19 protein-coding genes are annotated in these 21,598 nt (G+C 74.7%); 9 read left to right on the plus strand and 10 right to left on the minus strand.

The features are described from left to right. Positions 1–66: 66 nt before the first annotated feature. Positions 67–876, minus strand: a complete 810-nt coding sequence (locus ACQP1P_RS22895) for an RNA polymerase sigma factor SigF (RefSeq protein WP_433089265.1) — start codon at positions 874–876, stop codon at positions 67–69. 188 nt (positions 877–1,064) lie between these two features. On the opposite strand from ACQP1P_RS22895, the gene ACQP1P_RS22900 reads away from it, so the two are divergent. Further along, positions 1,065–2,525, plus strand: a complete 1,461-nt coding sequence (locus tag ACQP1P_RS22900; RefSeq protein WP_433089267.1) for a cryptochrome/photolyase family protein — start codon at positions 1,065–1,067, stop codon at positions 2,523–2,525. A 42-nt stretch (positions 2,526–2,567) separates the two neighbouring features. Here the strand turns inward: ACQP1P_RS22900 and ACQP1P_RS22905 are convergent, their stop codons facing one another. Then, positions 2,568–3,350, minus strand: a complete 783-nt coding sequence (locus tag ACQP1P_RS22905) for a GntR family transcriptional regulator (protein WP_433089269.1) — start codon at positions 3,348–3,350, stop codon at positions 2,568–2,570. 130 nt (positions 3,351–3,480) lie between these two features. Next, positions 3,481–3,939: an SRPBCC family protein gene (locus ACQP1P_RS22910; protein WP_433089271.1), complete on the minus strand. Its 459-nt coding sequence runs from the start codon at positions 3,937–3,939 to the stop codon at positions 3,481–3,483. Between the two features lie 52 nt (positions 3,940–3,991). Between ACQP1P_RS22910 and ACQP1P_RS22915 the strand changes: the two genes are divergently transcribed. Continuing rightward, on the plus strand, positions 3,992–5,134 hold the full coding sequence (locus ACQP1P_RS22915; protein WP_433089273.1) for a glutathione-independent formaldehyde dehydrogenase: 1,143 nt from the start codon (positions 3,992–3,994) through the stop codon (positions 5,132–5,134). Between the two features lie 180 nt (positions 5,135–5,314). Here the strand turns inward: ACQP1P_RS22915 and ACQP1P_RS22920 are convergent, their stop codons facing one another. From ACQP1P_RS22920 to ACQP1P_RS22930, 3 genes are all read right to left on the minus strand, one after another. Then, complete coding sequence (locus tag ACQP1P_RS22920) at positions 5,315–6,967, minus strand: methyl-accepting chemotaxis protein (RefSeq protein WP_433089275.1); 1,653 nt, start codon at positions 6,965–6,967, stop codon at positions 5,315–5,317. A gap of 449 nt (positions 6,968–7,416) precedes the next feature. Next, on the minus strand, positions 7,417–8,160 hold the full coding sequence (locus tag ACQP1P_RS22925; protein ID WP_433089277.1) for an SIR2 family NAD-dependent protein deacylase: 744 nt from the start codon (positions 8,158–8,160) through the stop codon (positions 7,417–7,419). Continuing rightward, a complete protein-coding gene (locus tag ACQP1P_RS22930; RefSeq protein ID WP_433089279.1) occupies positions 8,157–9,098 on the minus strand; it encodes a TIGR03619 family F420-dependent LLM class oxidoreductase in 942 nt (313 codons plus the stop codon). Before ACQP1P_RS22930 ends, ACQP1P_RS22925 begins: the two co-directional genes overlap by 4 nt. Positions 9,099–9,204: 106 nt before the next feature. On the opposite strand from ACQP1P_RS22930, the gene ACQP1P_RS22935 reads away from it, so the two are divergent. Then, complete coding sequence (locus ACQP1P_RS22935) at positions 9,205–9,618, plus strand: PRC-barrel domain-containing protein (RefSeq protein WP_433089281.1); 414 nt, start codon at positions 9,205–9,207, stop codon at positions 9,616–9,618. Positions 9,619–9,678: 60 nt separating this feature from the next. On the opposite strand, the gene ACQP1P_RS22940 is transcribed toward ACQP1P_RS22935, so the two are convergent. Further along, positions 9,679–10,518 (minus strand): helix-turn-helix domain-containing protein, encoded by an 840-nt coding sequence (locus ACQP1P_RS22940; RefSeq protein ID WP_433089283.1) that lies wholly within the window; start codon positions 10,516–10,518, stop codon positions 9,679–9,681. A gap of 103 nt (positions 10,519–10,621) precedes the next feature. On the opposite strand from ACQP1P_RS22940, the gene ACQP1P_RS22945 reads away from it, so the two are divergent. The 3 genes from ACQP1P_RS22945 to ACQP1P_RS22955 are packed head-to-tail and all read left to right on the plus strand — an operon-like array spanning position 10,622 to position 13,298. Beyond that, entirely contained in the window at positions 10,622–11,482 is an 861-nt protein-coding gene (locus ACQP1P_RS22945; protein WP_433089285.1) for an aldo/keto reductase family oxidoreductase, read from the plus strand. A gap of 41 nt (positions 11,483–11,523) precedes the next feature. Continuing rightward, complete coding sequence (locus ACQP1P_RS22950; RefSeq protein ID WP_433089287.1) at positions 11,524–11,859, plus strand: STAS domain-containing protein; 336 nt, start codon at positions 11,524–11,526, stop codon at positions 11,857–11,859. Positions 11,860–11,888: 29 nt separating this feature from the next. Then, positions 11,889–13,298, plus strand: coding sequence for a class-II fumarase/aspartase family protein (locus ACQP1P_RS22955; RefSeq protein ID WP_433089289.1), 1,410 nt, complete (start codon positions 11,889–11,891; stop codon positions 13,296–13,298). Here the strand turns inward: ACQP1P_RS22955 and ACQP1P_RS22960 are convergent. Then, positions 13,229–13,453, minus strand: coding sequence for a hypothetical protein (locus tag ACQP1P_RS22960; protein ID WP_433089290.1), 225 nt, complete (start codon positions 13,451–13,453; stop codon positions 13,229–13,231). The two genes, ACQP1P_RS22955 and ACQP1P_RS22960, sit on opposite strands and share 70 nt — an antisense overlap. 88 nt (positions 13,454–13,541) lie before the next feature. On the opposite strand from ACQP1P_RS22960, the gene ACQP1P_RS22965 reads away from it, so the two are divergent. Further along, positions 13,542–13,997, plus strand: a complete 456-nt coding sequence (locus ACQP1P_RS22965; RefSeq protein WP_433089293.1) for a TY-Chap domain-containing protein — start codon at positions 13,542–13,544, stop codon at positions 13,995–13,997. Positions 13,998–14,030: 33 nt separating this feature from the next. Here ACQP1P_RS22965 and ACQP1P_RS22970 read toward each other — a convergent pair whose 3' ends face one another. After that, complete coding sequence (locus ACQP1P_RS22970; RefSeq protein WP_433089295.1) at positions 14,031–16,331, minus strand: putative bifunctional diguanylate cyclase/phosphodiesterase; 2,301 nt, start codon at positions 16,329–16,331, stop codon at positions 14,031–14,033. A 244-nt stretch (positions 16,332–16,575) separates the two neighbouring features. On the opposite strand from ACQP1P_RS22970, the gene ACQP1P_RS22975 reads away from it, so the two are divergent. Further along, positions 16,576–17,454, plus strand: coding sequence for a DUF2231 domain-containing protein (locus ACQP1P_RS22975; protein WP_433089297.1), 879 nt, complete (start codon positions 16,576–16,578; stop codon positions 17,452–17,454). 252 nt (positions 17,455–17,706) lie between these two features. Here ACQP1P_RS22975 and ACQP1P_RS22980 read toward each other — a convergent pair whose 3' ends face one another. Then, positions 17,707–20,793: a protein kinase domain-containing protein gene (locus tag ACQP1P_RS22980; RefSeq protein WP_433089299.1), complete on the minus strand. Its 3,087-nt coding sequence runs from the start codon at positions 20,791–20,793 to the stop codon at positions 17,707–17,709. Between the two features lie 350 nt (positions 20,794–21,143). Between ACQP1P_RS22980 and ACQP1P_RS22985 the strand changes: the two genes are divergently transcribed. Beyond that, entirely contained in the window at positions 21,144–21,446 is a 303-nt protein-coding gene (locus ACQP1P_RS22985; protein ID WP_433089301.1) for a hypothetical protein, read from the plus strand. Positions 21,447–21,598: the final 152 nt, after the last annotated feature.

Genomic DNA, 21,598 nt, shown 5'->3' on the forward strand with positions numbered 1-21,598 from the left:
GGGATCTTCACGCTACCGGCCGCCGGGCGCCCTGGCGTTCCCCACAGCGGGGGAATCGTCGCCGGCTCAGCCGCGGGTGAGCTGGCCGCGCAGGATGTGCAGGGACTTGGCCAGCAGCCGCGAGATGTGCATCTGGGACAGGCCGAGCTCGGCGGCGATCTGGCTCTGGGTGCGGTTGCCGAAGAAGCGCATCGCGATGATCTGCTGCTCGCGCTCGGGGAGGCGGGCCAGCAGGGGCCGCAGGGCCTCGCGGGCCTCGAACTGCTCCAGGCCCGCGTCCGGCTCGCCGAGCAGGTTGCCCAGGTCGGTCGGGCCGCCGCTCTCCGTCGTGGCGGGGGCGTCGAGGCTCAGGGTGCGGTATGCGCGCCCGGCGTCCAGGGCCTCGATCACGTCCTCCTCGCTCGCGTCGAGCTCCGCGGCCAGGTCGGCGACCGTGGGGGAGCGGCCCAGGCGCTGGGTCAGGTCGCCGGCCACCCGGTTGATGCGCATGCGGGTCTCCTGGATGCGGCGGGGCACCCGCACGTCCCAGCAGCGGTCGCGGAAGTGGCGCTTGAGCTCGCCGGTGATGGTGGGGATCGCGTAGCCGATGAACGCGGCGCCGTTGGCGGGGTCGAAGCCGTCGACGGCCTTGATGAGCCCGACGGTCGCGACCTGGACGAGGTCGTCCTGCGGCTCGCCGCGGTTGCGGAAGCGGGCGGCGAGGTGGTGGGCCAGCGGCAGGTAGAGCTCGATGACCCGGCCGCGGACCCGGCTGCGGTCCGGGCCTTCGGGCAGGTCGGCCAGGAGGCTGAGCAGGGCCAGGGCCTCGGCGTCGTCGGCCCGGCGGCGCGCGGCGGCCGAGGCGGGGACGGAGTCGTGGTGCATCTCGATGGTCATGAAAGCGAGACCTCACGCGGAGCAGGGGGCTGTGGAAAGGGCCCGCTGCTTGAGCGCCTTCTGAACTTGACCGTAACGCCGATCTGGGAGCATTACAACTGTTGCGTCGAATTATGCGTCGATTTCGAACGGGTGGTAAGCTGCGGCTTCCGCGCGGGCCCAGGCCCCGCACCAGGAGAATCGCGGGCATGAAGCGGCGCTGGCTGTTCGCGGACCAACTGGGGCCGCACTTTCTCGAGGACGCCACCCAGCCCGTCCTGCTCGTCATCTCCAAGGGCGTGTTCCGGCGGAAGGCGTACCACCGGCAGAAGGCCCACCTGGTCCTGTCCGCCCTGCGCCACCGGGCCGCCGAGCTCGGCGACCGGGCCGAGCTCGTGGTCGCCGAGCGCTACCGCGACGCGGTCGGCGCCGAGCCGGTCGAGGTCTGCCACCCGACCTCGCGCCCGGCCCGCGACCTGGTCCGAGGCATGGGCAACGCCACGCTGCTGCCCCCGCGCGGGTTCATCACCGAGCCGCGCGACTTCGTGCGCTGGGCCGGCGGGCGGCCCCGGCTGCGGCTCGAGGACTTCTACCGCGAGGCCCGGCAGCGCCACGGCATCCTCATGGACGGCGCCGAACCGGCCGGCGGGCGCTGGAACTTCGACGCCGAGAACCGCGAACCGCCGCCGCGCGGGGCGGCCCGGCTCGGCGTACCGCCACCGCCGCCGATCACCGAGGACGACGTCGACGAGCGGGTCCGCGCCGAGCTCGACCGCTGGGAGCGCGACGACGGCATCGCGTTCGTCGGCCGGGACGGGCCGCGGCGGTTCCCGGTCACCGCGGCCGAGGCCGAGGCGCGCCTGGCCCACTTCCTCGAGCACCGGCTGCCCGCGTTCGGCCCGCACGAGGACGCGATGCTGCGCGACGACCCACTCATGGCCCACTCGCTGCTCTCGGCGAGCCTCAACCTCGGGCTGCTCGACCCCCTCGACGTGGTGCAGCGGGCCGAGGCCGAGTTCCGCCGGGGCGCCGCCCCGCTCGCCGGCGTCGAGGGGTTCGTCCGGCAGATCCTCGGCTGGCGGGACTACGTGTGGCACTGCTACTGGTACTTCGGGCCGGGGTACGCCCACCGCGACGCGCTCAAGGCCCGCCACCGGCTGCCCGCGTGGTTCGCCGGTCTCGACCCGGACGCGGTCACCTCGGCGTGCCTGCGCGACGTGCTCACCCGCGTCCGCGACACCGGCTGGGTGCACCACATCCAGCGGCTGATGGTGCTGGGCAACCTGGCGCTGCAGCGCGACTGGCACCCGGGCGCGGTGGCCGACTGGTTCGCACGGTGCTTCGTCGACGGGTACCCGTGGGTGATGACCCCCAACGTGATCGGGATGAGCCAGTACGCCGACGGCGGCCGGCTCGTCACCAAGCCCTACGCGGCCGGCGGTGCCTACATCAACCGCATGAGCGACTACTGCGGCGGCTGCGCGTTCGACCCCCGCCACCGCGACGGCCCCGACGCGTGCCCGTACACCGCCGGCTACTGGGCCTTCCTGCACCACCACCGGGAGCAGCTGGCCGGCAACCACCGGCTCCGCCGGCCCCTGGCCCAGCTGGACCGCCTCGACGACATCCCGGCGATCGCGGCGGCGGAGAGCCGCCGCAGCGTCTTCTAGTCAGCCGCCGCAGCGTCTTCTAGTCAGCCGCCGCAGCGTCTTCTAGTCAGCAGCCTGCTGGAAGCCGTCCAGCAGGTGCTCGAGGCCGAACTCGAACAGCTCCGTGTCCGCGTCCGCCTCGGCCCGGCGCGCCTTGCGCTCCTGCTGCTCGAGGCTCATCGCGCTGCCCCGCACGAAGTTCACGAGCGCCGCCGCCAGCGGCTTCGCGTCGGCCCGGCCCGCCAGGGCCCGCTGCGCCCAGGCAAGGTGGGCGGCCGGGGCGAGGTCCGGGTGCGTGAACGAGACGGTGAGCGCGAGCCAGGAGTGCTGGCGGTACAGCCGCCAGTGCAGCCGGGCGAGCCGCTCCAGCTGCGCCCGCCAGGGACCGGCCGGCTTCGGCGGCGGGTGCTTGGCGAAGACCGCGTCGGCCATGAGCAGCTCGAGCTCGGCCCGGTCCTGCACCCACTTGTAGAACGTGCCCGTGACGAGACCGCCGGCGCGCTGGCCGATGAGGCGCAGCGAGAGGTTCCCGAGCCCGTCGGCATCGGCGAGCTCGATCGCGGCGCTGACGATCCGGGCCCGGGTCACGTCGCCGTGGGCCGGCGGCGGCTGCCACGCGGCGGCGACGGTGGGCGCGTCGGCGGTGACGATGAGCCCCGGCCCGCGGTGCTTGGCCGCGAGCCCCTCCTCGCGCAGCAGGGTCATCGCCTTGTACGCGGTCGCCATCGTGGCGTCCCACCCGGCCATGATGTCCTTGGCGCTGGGAAGGTCCTCGCCCGGCCGGAGGTCCCCGTCGAGGATGCGCCGGCGAAGATCCGCGACGATGTCGGCCGCAAACCGCGTCACGCCCGTCCCCCTTTGCCCGCTCTCGCGCCCCGTCGGACTTCGCGGTCGAGAAGTCTAGCCGAGGCGTGGACCGCGGACGCCGACCGGCTGGAGCGGGAGCCGGCGGGCAATCGCCGCGGCCGGGCGGCGCTCAGGACCGGCGCTCGACCTCGCGGGCCATCTTGCGCAGGGCCTGGCCGAACCCGGCCCGGCCGACGGCCGCGACGAGGGCGCCGGTCACCCGGTCGAGGCGGTGCGGCACGACGGTCACGTCCTCGGACCAGTCGACCCGGCAGCGGCCGGCCTCCAGCGGCAGCACGCTGAACCACGCCCGGCCCCGGATCACCCGCCCGTGCTTGTCGATGTCGCACCGCCCCGGCCGCTCGCCGTCCGGCGGCTCCCAGCGCATCACGGTCATCGGGTCGTCGAAGCCGATCGGCCCGAGACGGGACCGGGCGACGAACCCGGCGCCGGGCCCGTCCATGCGCGCGGTGGTGAGCCGCACCGTGGTGAGCGGCGCCCAGCGGGCGTGGTTGCGCCAGTCCACGAGCGCCGCCCAGACCTCGGTGGCCGGCGCGCGGACCTCGACGGAGACGGTGAAGAGGGCCATCCGCTCGACGATAACCGTTACGGCGCCGCGGGGCCGGGTAGGCGTAGCAGTCATGAAGGCTGTCGTTTACCGGGGTCCGCGCCAGGTCGAGCTCGCCGACGTGCCCGACCCCTCGATCCAGGCGCCGACCGACGCGATCGTGCGCATCACCACGACCAACATCTGCGGCTCCGACCTGCACATGTACGAGGGCCGGACGTCCGTCGAGCCGGGCAAGATCCTGGGGCACGAGAACATGGGCATCGTCGAGGCCGTCGGGCCCGCGGTGACCCGGGTCAAGACCGGCGACCGAGTCTCGGTGCCGTTCAACATCGCCTGCGGTACGTGCCGCAACTGCGACTCCGGATGGACGAGCTTCTGCCTGCGCGTCAACCCGGCCGACGGGATGGACGGCGCGGCCTACGGCTACGCCAACATGGGGCCCTACGACGGTGGCCAGGCCGAGTTCCTGCGCGTGCCGTACGCCGACTTCAATCTGCTCGAACTGCCGCCCGGCACCGAGCACGAGAACGACTTCACGATGCTGTCGGACATCTTCCCGACCGGCTGGCACGGCACCGAGCTGGCCGGGATGCGGCCGGGGGACCGGGTGGCGGTCTTCGGCGCCGGGCCGGTCGGGCTCCTCGCCGCGCACAGCGCGATGATCCGCGGCGCCTCCGAGGTGTTCGTGGTCGACAAGGAGCAGGATCGCCTCGACCTGGCGGTGAAGATCGGGGCCACGCCGGTCGACTTCTCGCGGGGCGACCCGGCCGAGCAGATCCTCGAGGCGACCGGCGGCCGCGGCGCCGACTGCGGGGTCGAGGCCGTCGGTTACCAGGCGCACGACCAGGGCGGCGAGGAGCATCCCGAGCTGGTGCTGGACAACCTCGTCAAGGTGGTCCGCTCGACCGGCGGGATCGGGGTCGTGGGCGTGTACGTCCCCGACGACCCCGGCGCCGCGACCGGCCCGGCCAAGCAGGGCCGGATCGGGTTCGACTACGGCACCTTCTTCGCCAAGGGGCAGCGGATGGGCACGGGGCAGTGCCCGGTCATGCGGTACAACCGGCAGCTGCGCGACCTCATCATCACCGGCCGCGCGCAGCCCTCGTTCCTCGTCTCCCACGAGCTGCCGCTGGAGCAGGCGGCCGACGGCTACGAGCACTTCGACCGCCGCGACGGCGGCTGGACCAAGGTGCTCCTGCGCCCCGGCCGGTGACCGCACAGCGCTCGAAGCGGCCGGTCTCGCGCGCGAGGCCGGCCGCTGGCGTGGGTGGCCGCTCAGGGCTTGAACCGGCCGGCCCCGCGCTGGAGGCCGGCCGCTGGGCGTGGGTGGCCGTTCAGGGCTTGAACCGGCCGGCCCCGCGCTGGAGGCCGGCCGCTGGGCGTGGGTGGCCGCTCAGAGCTTGAACCGGCCGACCTCGCGCTGGAGGTCGGACGCCAGGCGCGAGAGCTCCGTGACGGTGGTGTCGGCCTCGGCCAGGGTCGCCGTGGTCGCCTGGGCGGCCTGTGCCACGCCGGAGATGTTGCCGGCGATCCCGGTCGCCCCGTGCGCGGCCTCACCGACGCTGCGGCTCATCTCCGCGGTCGTGGCCGACTGCTCCTCCACCGCGGAGGCGATGGTGAGCTGGTAGTCGTTGATCCGCGCGATGATCCGGCTGATCTCGCCGATCGCGTCGACGGCGTTGCCCGTATCGGCCTGGATCGCCTCCACGCGGCGGGAGATGTCCTCGGTCGCGCGGGCGGTCTCCTGCGCCAGCTCCTTGACCTCGTTGGCGACGACCGCGAAGCCCTTGCCCGCCTCGCCGGCCCGGGCCGCCTCGATGGTGGCGTTGAGGGCGAGCAGGTTCGTCTGCTCGGCGATCGAGGTGATCACCTTGACGACGTTGCCGATCTCGGCCGAGGAGTCGCCGAGCTTGGAGACGGTCTCGTTGGTGGTCTGGGCGACGCCGACGGCCTCGGCGGCGACCTGGGCGGCCTCGCCGGAGTTGCGGGCGATCTCGCGGATCGAGGCGCCCATCTCCTCGGCCCCGGCCGCGACCGTCTGCACGTTGTGCGAGACCTCGCCGGCCGCGCCCGCGGCGACGTCGGACTGGCGCGCGGCCTCCTGCGCGTTCGCGGCGATGCGGCCGCTGACGACGGTGAGCTGCTGGGAGCTGTCGCCGAGGGTACGGGAGCCGCTGGTGATGGCCACCACGGTGCCGCGCAGCCCGTCGCGGGCGTCGTTGACGGCGGCGGCCATCTCGCCGAGCTCGTCGCGGGCGTACACCTGCGCGGGCTTGGTCAGGTCGGCCGCGGCGAGCGCCCGCAGGGCCTCGGACACGCTGGCGAGCTGGCGGCGCAGGATCGCGGCGACCCAGGCGCCGGCGGCCAGGGCGATCAGCAGCCCGCCCACGAGCAGCGCGATGATGTAGATCCGCGCGTCGGTGTACTGCTTGTCGGCCATCGCCGCCGTCGCGCTCGCCTCCTGGTCCTCGAGCTTCTGCAGCTTGTCCAGCGAGGCGGCGACGCCATCCTCCAGCTTCGTGGACACCGCGACGAGCTGGTCCTCGGGCGGCACGGTGTAGCCGGCCGGCGGGGCCTCGTGGAACACCACGACGTTGCGCAGGGTGCGGTACTGACCGAGATCGCCGGTGACCTCCTCCAGCGCGGCGAGGCGGCTGCCGGAGCCGGCCGCGAGGCTGCGGTAGGCGGCGACGGCGGTGTCGACGCGCTGGTCGGCGGTGGTGGCGGCGGCGCGGTACGGGGCCGCCTGGCTCTGCGCGCCGCCGGCGACGAAGAGCGAGAAGATGAGCATGTTGCGGTACATCTCGGCCATGCCGGCCCGCATCTCGGTCAGCTGGGCGGCGCTGTCCAGGTGGCGGCTCTTGATGTCGTGCAGGTCGGCGTTGAGCTTCGACATCCGCGCCAGCGACACCACGGCCACGGCGGTGGCCACGAGCGTGACCAGCAGCACGGTGAGGAACGCCTTGGTGATGACCCCGCGATCGGCGACCGCGGCCGTCAACCGCCCGCGTGCGACCGTGACCTGCACACCCCGCTGCTGTGCCACCGTAGAACCCCCCGACGACTCCGATACGGCGCACCGAGCGCCGTTCGGTTCATCGGCGGACGGTCGCGGAACCTGAGGCGACCCGGGCCGCAACCGTGCGGACCCCGCCGCCTCGGCGCAGCTGCCGGCGGTCCCAGGCGAGCAGGAGCCACCCGGCCCCACGCAGGGCGACGGCACCGGCAAGCACCCACAGGACCCATGGCATGGCCTGTCTATGCCCCGCGAGGGTCAGACTCACACAATCGGACGCGCACACTCCGACGGGCAGCGCGTCGGATACGGACAATTCGTCTCGGCCGGCACAGCGGCACCACGGCCAGGGCCCGCCACGGCGGCCAGGGCCTGCCACGCGGCCAGGGCCTGCCACGCGGCCAGGGCCCGCCACGCGGCCAGGGCCCGCCACGCGGCCAGGGCCCGCCACGGGGCCAGGGCCACGGCGGCGCCGGGCGTCAGGCGGGGACGAGGGCGGGCAGCAGCGTGGCCGCCGTGCCGCGCAGGTTCACGGTGCTCACCGCGTCCAGCGGGGTCGCGTCCGGGTTCACCTGGATGACCGCGGCGCCCGCGCGGGCCGCGATGCGGGGGATCTCCGCCGCCGGGTACACCACGCCGGACGTGCCCACGGTCAGCAGCACGTCGCAGCCGGCCGCGGCCTCCACCGCGGCGTGCAGCGCGGGCTCCGGCAGCGCCTCGCCGAACCACACGACGCCGGGCCGGACCAGCGCGCCGCACGTGACACAGCGCGGCGGGGCGATGCGCCGGCCCTCCTCCGGCTCCTCGGCGTCGGCGAGCGCGGCCGGGTGCGCGCCGTCGCCGACGCACCGGGGCGCGAACAGGCTACCGTGCAGATGGATCGGCGCCGTGCTCCCCGCGCGCTCGTGCAGATCGTCGACGTTCTGCGTGACGACCGTCGTGGCCGGGATCGCCGCCTCGAGCGCGGCGACCGCGCGGTGCCCGGCGTTCGGCCGCGCCGCGCGGGCCCGGGCCGCGCGCCACGCGTACCAGCCCCACACGAGATCCGGGTCGGCGTGGAAGGCCTCGGGCGTCGCGAGCCGCCCGGCGTCGTAGCGCGCCCACAGCCCGGTCAGGTCGTCGCGGAACGTGGGCACGCCGCTCTCGGCCGACACCCCCGCCCCGGTGAACACCACGAGGTGCCGGGCCGCGGCCACCAGCGCCGCGGCGCGCTCCAGGCTCACGTCAGGCCCTCGGCGCGGAGGCGGGCGTGGAACTCGCCGGCCACGTCGACGTAGGCGTCCATGTCCGTCACCAGATTCGACACCGTCAGGAACACGTGCGCGACGCCCGCGTCCGCCAGGGCCGCGATGTCGCGCACGATCTGCTCGACGCTGCCGGTGTACGGCCGGCGCTGCTCCTCCGGCACCGCGTCCAGGGTGCCGGAGAGCCCCACCTGGAACGTGCAGGCGATCGCCGCAGGGTCGCGGCCGAACTCGGCGGCCATCTCCCGCAGCCGGGCGAGGGTCGCGGCCACGGCGGCGGGCGGCATCCCGGTCGGCAGCCAGCCGTCGCCGCGGCGCGCGACGCGGCGCAGGGCCGCGTCGGAGAACCCGCCCAGGAACACGGGAATGCGGCGGGCCGGCTTCGGGCCCACCTCGGCCGGGGCGATCGTCCAGCGCCGGCCGGAGTACGACACCGGGTCCTGTCCCCAGACGGCCTCGGCGACGTCGAGGAACTCGTCCAGCGCCGCGCCCCGCTCGGCGTGCGGGCGCGGGGCGAGCGCGGCGAACTCGTCGATGCTCCAGCCCGCGCCGACGCCCGCGACGACGCGGCCGCCGCTGACCGCGTCGAGGCTGGACAGCGTGCGGGCCAGGCGGGCGGGCACGTGCAGCGGCGCCACCAGCACGCACGTGCCGAGCTCGACCCGCTCGGTGACGGCGGCGGCCAGGGTGAGCGCGACGAGCGGGTCGAGCACCCCGCCGTACCGGACCGGCCAGGGCGCGTCGGGCACGCCGTAGAGCCCGTGGGGGCCGGTCTGGTCCTCCGGGAGCAGGAAGCGCTCGAAGACCCAGACGCTGTCGAAGCCGATCTCCTCGGCGGCCCGTGCGGCGCGTGTGACCGCCGTGCGCGGGTCGAAGTCCTTGAGCTGGGGCAGGCCGATCCCGACTTTGAGCGCCACCGTGGCATCCTTTCCACGTCCGTGATCACGGCGACCCTATGCCATCGACGGTTGAGACCGTCCCGGGCGGGTAACCCGGCGTGTAGGACAGTGAAAGGAGGCTCCCATGCAGCCGATCACATTCCTGCCGTGGGCGTGGCGGGAGACGTTCAACGCCGACGCGGCGGATCCTCGCTTCCCCGAGGAGCACCGCAACGACCTGGACCTCTCCGGGTACCGGGTCGAGGCCGTCGACGGCCACATCGGCTCGATCGATCGCGCCAGCTACGAGGTCGGCAACTCCTGGGTGGTGGTGGACACCGGGCCGTGGATCTTCGGCCGCAAGGTGCTGCTGCCCGCCGGGACGGTGCGCAACGTCGACCACGCGGAGCGCAAGGTGTACGTCGACCGCACGAAGGACCAGATCAAGCGCTCGCCGGAGTACGACGAGCACACCTTCGGCACCGACGACTACCGCCGGCAGGTCGGGGACTACTACACGACCAGCTACCGCGACGAGCAGGAGCACGTCCTGCGCTGATCCGGCGCTCGTACCAGCGGACGGGCCCTCAGGCACCCGCCTGGGGGCCCGTCCCCGTGCTCATACCGCCGAGCCGCGCTCCACGGGCGCCGGTGCCGCGAGCGACCCGAGCAGCGCCAGGGCCCGCGCGCTGTCCGATCCCGGTTCGGCGTGGTACACCACCAGCAACTGCCCGCCGGAGTCGCCGATCACGAGCTTCTCCCGGCGCAGCTCGAGCAGGCCGACCTCCGGGTGCCGCAGCCGCGTCGGCGCGCCCGCGAGCGGCTTCACGTCGTGACGCGCCCACAGCCGGCGGAACGGCTCGCTGGCCAGGGACAGCTCGCCGACGAGCCGCTCCACCCGCGGGTCGGCCGCGTCCGCGGCGATCGACGTGCGAAACGCCGCCACCATCCCGCCGAGGGCCTGCTCCCAGTCGGGCAGCAGGTCGCGCTCGTCGGGGTCGAGGAAGATGTCGCGCAGCCGGTTGGCGCCGGGGTGGATCCGCGGCGAGAGCGCGGTCGCGAGACGGTTCGCGGCCAGCACCTCGAAGAGGCGGCTCTCCACGAACGCGGGCAGCCCGATCACGTCGAGCAGCTGGCGCACGCCGGCCGGGACGGTCTCGCGGCGCGGCCGGCGCGGGGCGCGCGGCCGGGCGGCGGTGAGGCTCAGCAGGTACTGCGTCGCCTCCGCGTCCAGCCCGAACACCCGCGCGATCGCCTCCAGCACCGGCGGCGACGGGTTGCGGTCGCGGCCCTGCTCGAGGCGCAGGTAGTAGTCGGCGCTGATGCCGGCGAGGGTGGCGACCTCCTCGCGGCGCAGCCCCGGCGTGCGCCGGACGCCCACGACGCGCAGCCCGGCGTCGGCGGGGTCGACGAGCTCGCGCCGGGCCCGGAGGTATTCGCCGAGCGCGTTCGTGCTCACGAGCCCCAGCCTACGACCGCGCGGCGGCGCGCATCCTGGTCCTGTCACTCCCAGGAAGCGCGCGGCGCTGCCTGATTGCGGGCGCCGCGGGCATGGTGGAGCCATGACAGCGAACACCCTTCCCGGCGGCGTCTACCGCACCGGCGACCTCGACCTCACCCGGTTCGGCTACGGCGCCATGCAGCTGGCCGGCCCGGGCGTCTTCGGCCCGCCGAGGGACCGCGCGGCCGCCGTGGCCGTGCTGCGCGAGGCGGTCGGGCTCGGCATCACGCACATCGACACCGCCGACTTCTACGGCCCGCACGTCACCAACGAGATCATCCGCGAGGCGCTGCACCCGTACCCGGCCGGCCTGCACATCGTCACCAAGGTCGGCGCGCGCCGCGACGAGCAGGGCGGCTGGCCGCACGCGCGCACCCCCGGCGAGCTGCGCGCGCAGGTCCACGACAACCTGCGCAACCTCGGCCTGGAGGCGCTCGACGTGGTCAACCTGCGCGTCGGCGGCTTCGACGCGCCCGAGCCCGGCTCCCTGGCCGAGCAGTTCGGGGCGCTCGCGCAGCTGCGCGAGCAGGGGCTCATCCGGCACCTGGGGCTGAGCACGGTCAGCGCCGAGCAGCTCGCCGAGGCGCAGGCGATCGCGCCGGTGGTGTGCGTGCAGAACATGTACAACATCGCCCGCCGCGACGACGACGCGCTCGTGGACATCACCGCGGCCCAGGGCATCGCGTACGTGCCCTACTTCCCGCTCGGCGGCTTCTCGCCGCTGCAGTCGGAGACCCTCGGCGCGGTCGCGAAACGCCTGGGCAGCACGCCGCTGTCGGTGGCGCTGGCCTGGCTGCTGCGGCGCTCGCCGAACATGCTGCTGATTCCCGGCACGTCCTCCGTCGCCCACCTCCGGGAGAACGTCGCCGGCGCGGCGCTGGAGCTGCCCGCCGACGCGCTCGCCGAGCTCGACGCCATCTAGCCGTCGGGAGCGGCGCCGCCGGTCGACGGTATATTGTCGCGGTGGGCAGCGACCTGACCGCGGACCGCGAGGTCGGCCGCGACGCCGGCGGCCGGGCGACGGTGACCGTCCGCCTGCGCGGGCTCGTCGACCTCGGCACCCAGCCGATCCTGGAGCGGGCCCTGGACGAGGCGCTCGCCGTGCGCGGCGTCTGCGACATCGTGCTCGACCTCGACGGGCTGACGCTGCTCGACTCGACCGGGATCGCGACCATGCTGCACGCCCACCGTCGCGGCGCCGCGGCCGACGTCGGGCTCCGCGCGATCGGCGCGAACGGCATGGTGCACCGGGTCCTGGACATCACCGGCGTGCTGAAGGTGCTCACCGGCGAGGATTGATCGCCATGGTTCGTGGGCATGCAAATGTAATGACCACGTCCCGTTTCACTGATGACAGCGTTCCCGAGACCGGCATCCGCAGGCTGTTCACGACGGCGGGGCACTGGCAGCGGTGGCTGGACGTGGAGGCCGCGCTCGCGCTGGCGGAGGCGGACGCCGGGGTGGTACCGCCGGACGCGGCCGCGGCCATCGCCGGCGCGGCCCGCCTGGACCGGCTCGACAAGGGCCGCATCCGGGCCGGGATCGCGACCACCGGGCACCCGCTGATGCCCCTCATCACCGAGCTGACCCGGGTCGTCGGCGCCGACTACGGCGGCTGGGTGCACTGGGGCGCGACCACGCAGAACATCACCCAGACCGGCGACGCGCTGCTGCTGCGCGACGCCCACCGCCGGCTGCTGGGCCTGCTCGGCCGGGTGCTCGCGGCCGCCGCCGAACTCGCCGAGCGCGGGGCGCGGATGCCGATGGCCGGCCGTACGCACGGACAGCACGCGGTGCCGGTCACCTTCGGGTTCAAGGCGGCCGTGTGGATCGACGAGCTGCTGCGCCACCTCGACCGCCTGCGCCGGTGCGAGCCGGCGGTGTTCGTCGCCATGCTCGGCGGTGCGGTCGGCACCCACGCGGCCCTCGGCGCCGACGGCCCGCGCGTGCAGGCCCGCCTCGCCGAGCGCCTCGGGCTGTGGCCGATGGCGGTGCCCGCGCGCAGCACCGCCGACGGCCTCGCCGAGTACGTCTGCGTGCTGGCCCTGCTCGCCGGCACCGGGGGCAAGATCGGGCGGGAGCTGTACTCGCTGATGCAGACCGAGTACGGCGAGGTCCTCGAGCCCGCCGCCCCGGGCGACGTCGGCAGCAGCACCATGCCGCACAAGCGCAACCCCAAGCTCTCCCAGGACATGATGACGATCTCGGCGCAGATCCGGGCGCTGGTGCCCCAGGCGCTCGAGGGGATGCACGCCGACCACGAGGCCGACGGGGCGTACACCGCGATGCTCGACGACGCCGTCACCCGCGCCTGCGTCCTGGCGGGCGACCAGCTGGTCCGCCTCGCCGTGGTCCTCGAGGGCCTGGAGCTGGACCCGTCCCGCATGCGAGCGAACCTCGACCTCACCGGCGGCCTCATCGTCTCCGAGGCGGTCATGCTGGCCCTGGGCAAGGTGATCGGCCGGCAGGAGGCGCACCGGGTCGTGTCGGACGCCGCGCACCGGGCGGCCGCCGGCGAGGGCACGTTCGCGGGGCTGCTGGACACCGACCCGCGCGTGACCACGTACCTGTCCGCGACCGACCTGCGGGCGCTGCTCGACCCGACCCGGCACCTGGGCCTGTCGGCGGAGCTGGCCGCGGCGGGCGCCGCCCGCGCCCGCGCGGCCGTTCAGGCCAGCTGGGACGTCAGCCCGGCGGCGAGCACCTCCGCCTGCACGTCGGTGATCTCCTCGCCGTAGTCGCGCACCAGGTCGGCCTTGGTGTAGACGATGTGCTCGTCGGTCGCCGTGGCCTCGGCCACGAGCCGCACCCCGTCCTGCGCCACGGCGAGCGCGGGGTCGGCGTCGGTCGACTGCGCGAGCGCGCGGATGTCGTCAGCGGTGATGGTCGTCATGGGCACATGGCTGCCCGGCCCGCTCACCCGACAAACATGGGCAGATGCCCGCCATGCCGCAGTCGTGCCTCGCGTTAGAGTCGCAGCAATGACGCCGCCAACCTGGGACGCCTTCGCCGAGGCCCTGCCGCGCGAGCTGGCCGGCCTCGCCGACGGGGTGCTTCTCGTGATCCGCTCGAAGGACCGCAGCTGGGATTTCGCGCAGTTCGCGCAGGACGCGCACGAGCTGCACGCCGAGGTCTCCGGCGAGCGCGTGAACCTGCCGCCCCTCGCACGGCAGGACACGCCCGAGGGCCGTCGCATCCTGGAGTCCCACGGCTGGCAGCCGCCGGACGAGGACGCGGGCTTCCTGTGGCACCGGGTCCTGCCGCGCCCCGCTCGCGAGGCCGATCTGCGCGCCGTGGCCGCGGGGGTGGTCGCCGCCCTGCGGGACGTGAACGGGATCGCGGGGCCGCAGCGGCTGCAGTACGACGCCTGGAACCCGCAGGCCGGCAACCGCCACTGGCCCGTCGACCTCCCGGGCGTCGAGTACCAGCCGACCTGACCCGCGGCTCGATCCACGCGGAGCCGCCGGCCGTCACGCGCCCAGCGGCGCGGCGGGGGCCGGGGCTCCTTCGATGATGAGGCCGTCGATGCCGGCCGGGGCCATCGGGCGGGCGAAGTGGTAGCCCTGCGCGGTGCGGTACCCCATCGCCGCCAGCCGGTCCGCCTGCGACTGCAGCTCCACGCCCTCGGCGACGATGTCGAGCCCGACGGCCCGCGCCAGCGCGAGCACCGCGGCCGGCATGATGCCCCGGCGGCCGGACTCGTCGCGCTGGACGAACGAGCGGTCCAGCTTCAGCTCGTCGACCGGCAGGTCCCGCAGCAGCGTCAGCGAGGACTGGTCGGTGCCGAAGTCGTCGAGGGAGACGCGCACCCCGAGCCGGCGCAGCTCCTCGAGCCGGGCCACGGCCGGGCCGAGGGAGACCGCGGCGCTCTCGGTGATCTCGACGGTGAGCCGGTGCGGGGGCACCCCGAAGTCCGACAGCGCCGTCGCCACCGTGTCGGTGAACGCCGCCACGGCCAGCTGCCGGGCCGAGACGTTGACGTGCACGACGCCGGGCGCCCGCGGCCCGAACTCGGCGATCCACGCCGCCAGCTGCCGGCACGCCTCACGCAGCACCCACTCCCCGAGGGGGACGACGAGCCCCGTGCGCTCGGCGACGGGGATGAACTCGGCGGGCGGCACGGGCCCGCGGGCCGGGTGGTTCCAGCGCACCAGCGCCTCCACGCCCCGCAGCCGCCCGTCGTCGAGCGTCACGATCGGCTGGTACTCCAGGAAGAGCTCGCCGCCGAAGATCGCCTGGCGCAGCTGGGCGCCGAGCGCGGCCGAGCCCGCGACCGCCCCCGCCATGCCGGGCTCGTAGCGGCGGTACCCGCTGCCGCCGTCGTGCTTCGCCGCGTACATCGCGATGTCGGCGAGGCGCAGCAGCTCCCCGGGGTCGTCGCCGGTGCGTCCGTCGGCGATGCCGATGCTGGCCCGCACGAGCAGCTCGTGGCCGTCGGCGAGGACCGGCTCGGCCAGCGCCGCGACCATGCGCTGCGCTACCGGCCCGGCCTCGGCGGGGTCGATCGCGTCGAGCAGGACGACGAACTCGTCGCCGCCGAGGCGGGCCACCAGGTCGCCGGGGCGCACGCTCGCGGCCAGCCGCGCGGAGACCGCCACCAGCAGCGCGTCGCCCGCCCGGTGCCCGAGGGTGTCGTTGACGAGCTTGAAGTCGTCCAGGTCGACCAGCGCCACGCTGACCGGCCGGGGAGCGCCGCCGCGGCCCAGCACGGCGGTGAGGCGCTGGTTGAACAGCGCCCGGTTCGGCAGCTGGGTGAGCGCGTCGTGGGTGGCGTTGAAGTCCAGGCGCTGCATCAGGGCGGTGTTCTCGCGGAACGCGGTCACCTGCCGCCACACCACCAGCCCCGTGAGCACCACGGCGGCGACCGCGGTCACGGCCAGGTCGGAGGAGCCGTCCGCGATCGAGGCGAGCAGCAGGACGTCGATGGCGGCGACGGCGAGGTACGGCAGCACGCTGAACGGCCGCCGCGACGCCGCCCGGTGCGCCTCCGGCTCGACCAGGGCCCGCTGCTGCCGCCGGGCGCCCACGGTCGCGCACACGAGCACGAGGGGCACGCTGACCTGGGGCAGGCTCAGGTGCGGCTGGTCGAGGATGAACCGCTGCGCCACACCGCTGAACGCTCCGGCGAACATGCCCAACGCGAACAGCCGCAGCGCGCCCCGCGCCACGAACGCGTGGCCGGACAGCGCGACCTTCACGATGACGAAGACCGCGACCAGCTCGAGCACGAGCGTGAAGCCCGCGACGGCCAGGGTGGCGATCCGGTACCCGTTGGAGGCCAGCAACGGCTCGGTCTGGAAGTGCCACATGAACACCGCGGCCGCCACGAGCACCGTCGAGGCGTCCAGGCCGATGCGCAGCCGCTCGTCCGCGCTCGTGGTGCCCATCGGCAGCCGCCAGAGGGCCCACAGCAGTGTCAGGACCGCCGAGCCGTACACGGCCACGGTCAGCGGCGACAGCTCCTGGCTCGGCGCCGGGCCGCCGATCGCGTCGACGGTGTTGCAGACGCTACCGAGGCCGGCGAGCGCGGCGACGACGGCCAGGTGCCGCCAGAACCGCCGGGTGGGCGGGGCGAACGCGTCGGAGCGCGCGATCTGCAGGGCGATCCACACCGGGATGAGCACCGAGATCGGCGTCGCCAGCCACATGAGCGCCAGTGGCGTGCGCTGGTCGCCGAAGTTGGCCGCGAAGACCGCGACGGCGTACGCGGCCAGGAGTACCGAGCCGAGCACCGCGCGGTCCAGCTTCCTGCCCACCATCGCGAAGTTCACGTCGTCTCATCGGCGGACAGCGCGACGTAATTGAGCGTGCAACAGTTGCGGCGCGGTACCCGTTGCGTTTCTGCCCGCTGTTGCGTTGCTGCCCGCTGTTGCCTCTCGGTCCGCTGTGGCGTCTCGGTCCCTTGTTGCGTTTCGGCCGGCTCTTCGGCATCGGAGGCCTGATCCGTTTCGGTCGCGCGCTGCGTTTCGGCCGTCCGTTCCGTTTCGGCGGCCGGTTCCTGGGCAATCGGCCGCCATGGCTACATTGCTCGCCCGCCTGGAGGCCGCCCACCCGCTCGACCGGATCGCCGACGCGCTTCGCCGCGCCGCCCTGGCCACCGCCGGCCGCGGCCGCCTCGGCGCGCTGCTGCACGGCGTCGGCTTCGGCCACCCGCTGCACCCCGCGATCGTGCAGTTCCCCGTCGGCGCGTGGATGAGCACCGCGGTGCTCGACGCGCTGCCCGGCCGCGACACGCCCGGGTCCCGCCGCGCCGCCGCCACGCTGCTCGCGGCCGGCACCGCCGGGGCGCTCCCGGCGACCGTCACCGGGCTCGCCGACTACGCGACGCTCTCGCGGCAGCAGCGCCGCGTCGCCGTGGTGCACGTCGCCGCGAACCTCACCGCGCTGGGCTGCTTCGCCGCGTCGATCGTGGCACGCGCCCGCGGCGACCACCGCCGCGGGCGGGCCCTGTCCTTCGCGGGGCTGGGTGCCGCCGGCGCGGGGGCGTACCTGGGCGGCCACCTGGCCTTCGCCCAGGACGCCGGGGTCAGCCACGCCGCGGCCGCGCTGCCGCTCGTCCCGCACGGCTGGCACCGGATCGACGCGGTGTACGCGATCGAGGAGGGTCGCGTGTGCTCCTACACGGTGGGGGCGACCCCGGTCGTCGTGTACCGCGACCGCCACAACGGCGCCGACCGCTTCAGCGCGCTCGTGGCCCGCTGCGCGCACCGCAGCGGCCCCCTGGCCGAGGGCCACATGGTGGACGTCGACGGCGAGGCGTGCCTGCAGTGCCCTTGGCACGGCAGCGTGTTCCGCTTGTCGGACGGGCGGGCGATGCACGGGCCGGCGAGCTCGGACCAGACCATGCTGCGCACCCGCGTCCGCGACGGCCAGCTCGAGGTCGCCCGCCCCTGAAACCGCGGTGCGCACGCCAAACCGCGATGCGCGCGTCGATCCGGGGTGCGCGCGTCGATCCGGGGTGCGCGCGTCGATCCGGGGTGCGCAGGTCGAGCCGCGGTGTGCGCGTCGAGTCGCGGTGTGCGCGTCGAGTCGCGGTGCGCGCGTCGAGTCGCGGTGCGCGCGTCGAGTCGCGGTGTGCGCGTCGAGTCGCGGTGCGCGCGTCGAGTCGCGGTGCGCGCGCCCCTGCCGGCGCGGCCTGATGGCGCTCTAATCGGCAGCGGCTCCCGTGGCGATCGCGATCGGAACCAGCGCGGTGCTGATCAGGACGCAGGTCGCGATGCTCTTGACCGTGGCGAGATCCAGGCCGAAGGGCGCGGTGGCCATCGCGCTCAGCGCTGCCCCGCCGACCACCACGATGGCCCCCGCCACGACCAGAGCGAGCCAGAACCGCCACCGCGAACGGTCGCCGGCCCGCCGAGCCGCCGGCCCGGGATGCGGGTGCTCACCGGATCGCTCCGGCCGCGGGGCCTGCCTGGACCGTGAGGTGGGCTCCGGTCGCGGGGCCCGGGCCAGGCCACCATGGGACGACACAGGTTGCCGCACGGCCGGTGCGAACACCGCCCGAACCGGGTCGAACGCCAGCTCCGGTGAAGGCGGTGCCGCCCGACGGGTGACCGGGTGCTCGGACGCCCGACGGGTGACCGGGTGCTCGGACGCCAGGCGCCGCAAATGCCGGCGAACCTGCCGCACACTCGGCCGACGACGGCGGTCGGTCTGGCACAGCCACCGCAGGACACGCTTGAGGCGTTCCGCCCGGGGCGCCTCGATCGGCCACGTCAGCGTTCGCCTGATCGCACCCGGCGTACGCCAATACCCGAACAGGCTGAACGGCGGCACGCCCGTCACGGCGAAATGCAGTACGGCTCCGAGCGACCACAGATCCGCCGCCGCGTCGGGCCGTTCCCGGCCGAGACGCTCGGGCGCGGCGTAGTCGGCGGCGGGACGGGACGTGAAGTCCGGGTCGATGCCGAAGCCGGTGACGGAGACGCGGTCGTCCGCGTCGAGCACGACGTCGTCCGGTGAGAGCCGGCCGTGCACGACGCCGGCTCGGTGGGCGGCCGCCAGCGCGTCGGCGATGGCCAGCGCGATGCGGCCGGCTCGCGGCTCGCTCATCGGCCCGTCGTGCCGGACGACTTCCGTGAGGGTCCGGCCGGACGGCGCGTCGGTCACGATCCAGGCGTGCGCGTCGTTCAGTACGGCGTGGACGGGCTGTATCGACGGATGGGCCAGACGCGCCGCCGCGTGTGCGAGCCGCAACGCCTCGGAGCGGCCGTCAGCGCTCGATGTGATGCGGCGCAGCCGGACGTGACATCGCCGTGCCCGGTCCCAGGCGACCCAGCGGTGCCCGGTCCCGCCGGTGAGGCACGAGGCGAGCACGTACCGGGCGGCGACCGACATGCCGGCCCGGGGCTCGCCGGGAATCGGCGCGCCCGCTGCCCAGGCCCGGCCGATCGCCGCCAGGGCGGTGGCCGTGGTAGCGGCAGCCGTGGTGTCCGGTGCCGTGGCGGCCGGTGCCGTGGGGCCGCCGTCGTGCCGGCCCGTCGTCGCGATCGCGGTTCCGCGCCGCGCCCGGGTGACCAGGTTGTTGACGGCCCGACGCCACGGCGTCATGCGCCGATGGCGCCGCACCGCAGCTGGCCGGTACGTGCGTGACGTAGGCGCGCCGACGACGTCCGGTTCGAGCGTCGGATGGGTGGCCGTGCCGACGGACCCGGCCTTCGGCGCCGCCGCCCGGATCGCGGGTCCGATCGGCACGAACGGCGGCGGTAGCGGTGCCCCGGACGGCGCGGGAGGAACCAGCCAAGGCGGCGGCGGGAAGGCTGTCGCCCCGTCACCGGTGACCGGTGCGGACGTCGGGGCGCTGTCGGGTCGATGACGGGCCGTCACCCGGGCGACAGCCGGTCGTGGTGTGGCCGGCGTCGGCACTGCCACTCGCCCTTGCGCCATAGGCGCGGCGCAACCGTGTGTCGGAGGGGTGACATGACCGTGTGCGCGGTGCGTGACGTGACCGTGTGGTGTCGGGGGCATGACGTGTGAAGTCGGGGGCGTGACGTGATCGTGTGGTGTCGCGGGCTTGGCGTGACCGTGGGGTGTCGCGGGCGTGGCGTGACCGTGGGGTGGCGGGGGCGTGGCGCGACGGTGTGTCAGGGGCGTGGCGCGGCCGTTCGGGCGCGCTGTGCGGCCTTGCGCCGCACCGGCATCGGGAGCCCCGACCGGCGCGGTCCCGGAGGGCGTGGTGCGGGGCGTTGGAGCGGTGCGGGGCAGTGGAGCTGTCGAAGGCCGCGCGAACCATCGCATCCGGCCGGCCGGCCGCTGACCGGTCGAGTTCCCCTCCGGTGCGCGATTCGTCAGTGCCGCCGACGCAGCGGTCGGTGTGGTCGGTGCGGCCGGCGCGGAAGCGATCGCCCGGCCGGTCGTGGGCCGGGTCACCGTCTGCTCCTCGCGAAGGCGTGTGACATCCCGCCTGGCCCGCTCCGCGTCGGCGTGTGCCCGCGCGGCGTCGGCCCGTGCTCGTTCGGCGTCGGCCCGGGCATGGTCGGCGTCGGCGTGTGCCCGCGCGGCGTCGGCCCGCGCTCGTTCGGCCTCGGCCCGGGCATGGTCGGCGTCGGCGTGTGCCCGCGTCGCGTCGGCCCGCGCTCGTTCGGCCTCGGCCCGGGCATGGTCGGCGTCGGCATGCGCCTGCTCCGAGTCGGCCCGAGCGCGGTCGGCCTCCGTCCGTGCCTGTTCGGCCTCCGCCCGCGACCGCGCAGCCTCCGCGCGCGCCCGGCCAGCGGCCTTCTGCGCCCGCTCGGCCTGCGCCCGGGCCCAGTGGATCTCGTTGCGCAGCTTGTGCCCCTTGTCGAGGGCGTCGAACTCGACCCGGTTCAACCGCCGACGCAGGCGGTCGGCGTCATCGGCCTCGTCAGGCCGCGCGCTCAGATCCGGGTCGCCGGGCGGCGGTTCGTCGCGGGCCTGCCGGTACAGCTCGGCGAAGCGCTCCCGGGCCTCATCCCGCCGCGCCACGTCCACGGCGATGTCGAGGACCATCGCCACAGTCCTCCAGGGCGGGCCGGCCTCGGCCCCGAACTGCCCGGCGAACCGTTGCGCGAGGACCCGCGGCTTCTCGTGCGCGTAGACCTTGTACCGGCGCTTCACGTCGCGGGCCAGGCCGGCCCACGGCCGGTCGCCATACCTGGTCACAAGCTCGCGGCGGACCTCCAGGCAGTACTGCGCGGACTTCGGCCGGCGCCGGTTCACCTCGGTCTCGGCGAGCAGTCGGCTGGTTCCGCGGGTCGCGTCGGCGGCGAGGGGCATGGTGACGGGGTTCCTTTCGCGGGGGATCGGCGCCGGAGGACGTCACATTCTGTAGTAACCGCGGACGCCCGCGCAGCCCCGTGGCCGTGCTTTGTGTCCGGTTTGCGATGACGGGCCGGATGACCGGGCCGTGACCGGGCAGTCCACCGTGGACGGTCGTCGGTCGGCCATTCGTGGCAGGTCATTCCCGGCCATCCGGTGACCAGCGGCGATTTCCCAGGTGGCGGCCCCTGTCCGGGCGGTGGCGGATCGGGTGGCCGGAACGGATGCGGACGTCTGGTTGAAATCCGACACACTGCGTGATGGCCTCTGGTGGCCCAAGACGGACTCCATGGAGGAAACGATCATCGATGACCGCCCATCCGCAGCGAACCGGTGACGCGCGCCGCCGGACCACGCTCCGCTTCTCCGCCAGATTCGGCTGGCAGGGCGTGGACGGTGAGGGCAGCGCCGACACCGAGGGCGCCGACCAGGGCGAGGTGGTGACCGCCATCGCGCTGGCCATCGGCGTCGGCGTCAGCGTTGTGCCCGGCGCCGCCCTCGGCGTGCTCTGCCTGCTGCTGCCCGGCGTGCCGAACTGGCTCGCGATCGGGCTGCCGCTCGCCGTATGGGTGGCCACCACCGCCGGCGTGCTGCTGCGCCTGCGGCGCTGAGCGCGTAAGTGGTGCCGGGCGCGGATCGGGTGGCGGCGGTGTGCCGCGATCGCCGGCGTGCTGCTGCGCCAGCGGCGGCGCTGAGCGCGTAGCTGGTGCCGGGCGCGGATCGGGTGGCGGCGGTGTGCCGCGATCGCCGGCGTGCTGCTGCG

This window comes from Dactylosporangium sp. CA-052675, assembly GCF_050947935.1.
Classification (GTDB): Bacteria; Actinomycetota; Actinomycetes; order Mycobacteriales; family Micromonosporaceae; genus Dactylosporangium.